The organism is Phyllobacterium sp., assembly GCF_037994425.1.
Classification (GTDB): domain Bacteria; phylum Pseudomonadota; class Alphaproteobacteria; order Rhizobiales; family Rhizobiaceae; genus Phyllobacterium.
This window is the reverse complement of sequence record NZ_JBBNAM010000443.1, coordinates 1-3,001: the sequence shown is the minus strand read 5'-3', so window position 1 is coordinate 3,001 and position 3,001 is coordinate 1. Positions and strand designations below refer to the sequence as shown.

Below are 3,001 nucleotides of genomic sequence, written 5' to 3'. Positions count from 1 at the left end.
CGTTCGGATTCCGGCCTGTTCGAGCTTTCGATGCAGGACCCGAATTACCTGCCGTTCGAGGGGCCGGGTTGCGACTCCGAATGGATGCTGACGATGCCGCACGTCGTGCCGACCTTCGAGACCTGGTCGATCACCGACGTTGCCGTGACCATGCGCTATGTCGCCAAACCCGGGTCTGCCGCGTTCCGCGGCCAGGTCGAGGGCCAGTTGAAGCAAGCGCTGAACGCGCTCGTCACCCATGGCGACGAAGCGGGAGCGTATCAACTGGTCAGCGTTCGCCACGAACTCCCGGACGCCTGGGCCCGCTACAAGGCGGGGCAGGGCCTCGCTGTCTCCCTGAACACCGACCTCCTGCCGTACATGCTCAAGCAGTTCGACCCAACGTTGCTCGACGTCGTGGGCAGCCTGCGCACGAAATCCGGCGAGTCCGTCGATCTCAAGTTCGCCGCGCCGGAAGCAGCGGATGTCGGTTGGACGATCGCGGTCGATGACCCGCCCGACGAGCTCGAGGAGGCGGCCGGCATTCAGGACATCACGCTCTTCGCGCGGTTCAAGGTTTGAACGACCGCTGCCGCGAGCATCGGCGGAAGAAAGACGGTCCTTGAACGCCTCGCCGGCACACATGATCAGCGATTTTACGCTCACTCGTCCTGCTACCTCATCCAGATCGGCAATGAGTTTGACGCATCGGTCGTAATATTCCCGCCCAATTTCCGTCAATGTCACGTTTCGCGGCGAACGGTTCAGAAGGCGCGTTCCCAAGTCCTGTTCAAGACTGGCAACCATCTTGGTCACCGATGAGCATATACGGGCGTGTCAGTTCTGCAGCCTGGGCCGCTTTCCGCAAGGTTGGGCTCAGAGCTGTCAGGCTGCTTCAGGCCCCCCTTAGCGGATTTCCTTCCTGCTGTCCGTTTTCGGTTGCATTGCGCGCGCAGTTCAGTCATTCCAGTCACCCCGGCGATTTCCTGAAAGCTGTCGATCGGCTAAGCGCCGGCCCTTGTCAACTTCCCGATCGTTCCCAACGTGACGGCACATCTATAGAGTCGGTAGTGTGACGTTATGGCGGCGTCCGTGGGCCGGAAATTCTAGCGATTTCACACTTGCTTTAGTGGCTGGCGATGCAAAAGGGATTCGGTGCATCGCCGCTAGCCCACGACGCTACTGGGGCTATCACTCTAGCGTCCCGGGTAAGTGCGTGGTTCGCGGAATCATCCCACCAATTTCAGCGCGATCACCCCTGCAAGGATGAGTGCGATGGAGGAAATTCTCGCCGTTGCGACCGGATCTCCAAGGGCAATCATTCCAACGACCGCGGTACCCGCTGCGCCAATACCGGTCCAGACCGCATAACCGGTCCCGACGGGTAGCGAACGGAGCGAGAGTGAAAGAAGCAGGACGCTGGAGAGCCCGCTCGCAACGGTCACTAATGCCGGAAGCATGCGTGTGAAACCGTCGGACGATTTCATGGCGACGGCGAAGATGATCTCGAGAGCGCCTGCGACAACGAGGAGGCTCCATGCCATATCAGTATTCCTCTTGAATCTTTGGTCTGCCGATACACAGGCATACCCGCGGGTGCTCGCGGGATTGAGCTCCCGCCAGCACCGTCGATCTTCGTGTTATGCGTTGGCTACCGCAGCAGGGGTCGAGCGAAACGCAACGCCAAACCGATTGAAGGCATTCATGAGGCCGATCGCATAGGTGAGATCGGCGAGTTCCTTGTCGCCAAAGATTGAGGCCGCTGCCGCATACTCGGCATCCGGCACGCCGGTTGTGGAGACAAGCGTAACAGTCTCGGCCCAGGCGAGCGCCGCCCGCTCCCGCTCCGTAAAGAGCTTCCCGGCTTCGCGCCACACAGGAACCAGCGTGAGTTTCTCGACCTTCAGCCCTTGCTTGAGCAGGTCGCGCGTGTGCATGTCGATGCAGAATGCGCAGCCGTTGACCTGCGAGACTCGCAGGTAGACTAGGTCGATAAGCTCCTTGGCCAGATCGCTTTTCTGCAGCGTCATGTAGACTGCGCCGAATGCCTTGTAGCCCTCAGGTGAAACCACTGAATAGTTGAGACGATTGGTCATGACGATCCTTCCGTTGTTGATGGGCGGAAGATCGTGCTTCTTGGCCTAATGCGGAAGGGCCAAGAGTGATGTTTCGAATTGGTCCATGATTTCAGGATGTCAGCAGCTTTCCTAGCCGATTCCCCAAACCCTCAGCCATCGACATGGATGAAACGTTGGTGAAGTTGAGAAGGATTGCCGGCGAAGCTTCGCCTCGAAGCATCCAGTCCGACATCGCTTCGGCGTAGAGACCTTCCGCTCGCATCCTCGAGACAACTTCACCATCCGCATGTCCAGGCACCCTGAGGATGAGATGCATGCCGCCGGGCTGGGGATCGATCCGCGTCCGATCGCCGAGCGCGGCGGTCAAACCGGCCACCGTCGTTTCGCGGCGTTCGGCATACAGCCGTCGCATCCGCTGGATGTGTCGGGCGAAATGGCCCTCCGTCATGAATTCCGACACGATGGCCTGTGTGAACGCCGGAGCGCCTCCAGAAAGAGCTCCAGCGGTCCGCTCGAACCGTTCGACCTCGGCCTCCGGCGCAACGAGGTAGGACAATCTGATGGCCGGGAAGAGCACCTTGCTGAAAGTACCCGCGTAAAACACCCGCCCATCCCGATCGAGGCTCTTCAAGGCAGGAAGCGGACGGCTGACGTAGCGGTATTCGCCGTCGTAGTCGTCTTCGATGATCCAGGCACCCGTTTCGGAAGCCCAGTCGAGCAAGGCAAGGCGCCGTGGCAGAGACAGAGACATCGAGAGTGGACTCTGGTGCGCCGGGGTAACGACCGCGGCGCGTGCGCGAGGCGCGGACCTATATCCATCCGATACGACGATACCATCTTGATCGACTGCCACGGGAACAGGAGAAATCCCCATGTACCCAAAAATCTGTCGAGTGGGCGGATAGCCAGGGTTCTCGATCCAGACCTCGTCGCCACCCGTAAAC

The 3,001-nt window shown here is 60.0% G+C and carries 4 protein-coding genes; 1 reads left to right on the top strand and 3 read right to left on the bottom strand.

Annotated elements, in window-relative coordinates; all coding sequences use genetic code 11:
* On the top strand, positions 1-561 hold a 561-nt coding region (locus tag AAAB35_RS29195; RefSeq protein ID WP_340671836.1), incomplete at its 5' end, for a hypothetical protein.
* 647 nt (positions 562-1,208) lie between these two features.
* On the opposite strand, the gene AAAB35_RS29190 is transcribed toward AAAB35_RS29195, so the two are convergent.
* From AAAB35_RS29190 to AAAB35_RS29180, 3 genes are all read right to left on the bottom strand, one after another.
* Positions 1,209-1,523 carry a multidrug efflux SMR transporter gene (locus tag AAAB35_RS29190; protein ID WP_340671835.1) on the bottom strand — a complete coding sequence of 105 codons (315 nt, stop codon included), beginning with the start codon at positions 1,521-1,523 and terminating at the stop codon, positions 1,209-1,211.
* Positions 1,524-1,619: 96 nt separating this feature from the next.
* A complete protein-coding gene (locus tag AAAB35_RS29185; protein WP_112648828.1) occupies positions 1,620-2,075 on the bottom strand; it encodes a carboxymuconolactone decarboxylase family protein in 456 nt (151 codons plus the stop codon).
* Between the two features lie 91 nt (positions 2,076-2,166).
* A partial coding sequence (locus AAAB35_RS29180) for a PLP-dependent aminotransferase family protein (protein ID WP_340671834.1) occupies positions 2,167-3,001 on the bottom strand: 835 nt, incomplete at its 5' end.

Excerpts from the sequence above, each read along its gene's own strand:
- AAAB35_RS29185 (WP_112648828.1), bottom strand. The coding sequence starts at position 2,075 with ATGACCAATCGTCTCAACTATTCAGTGGTTTCACCTGAGGGCTACAAG.
- AAAB35_RS29190 (WP_340671835.1), bottom strand. The coding sequence starts at position 1,523 with ATGGCATGGAGCCTCCTCGTTGTCGCAGGCGCTCTCGAGATCATCTTC.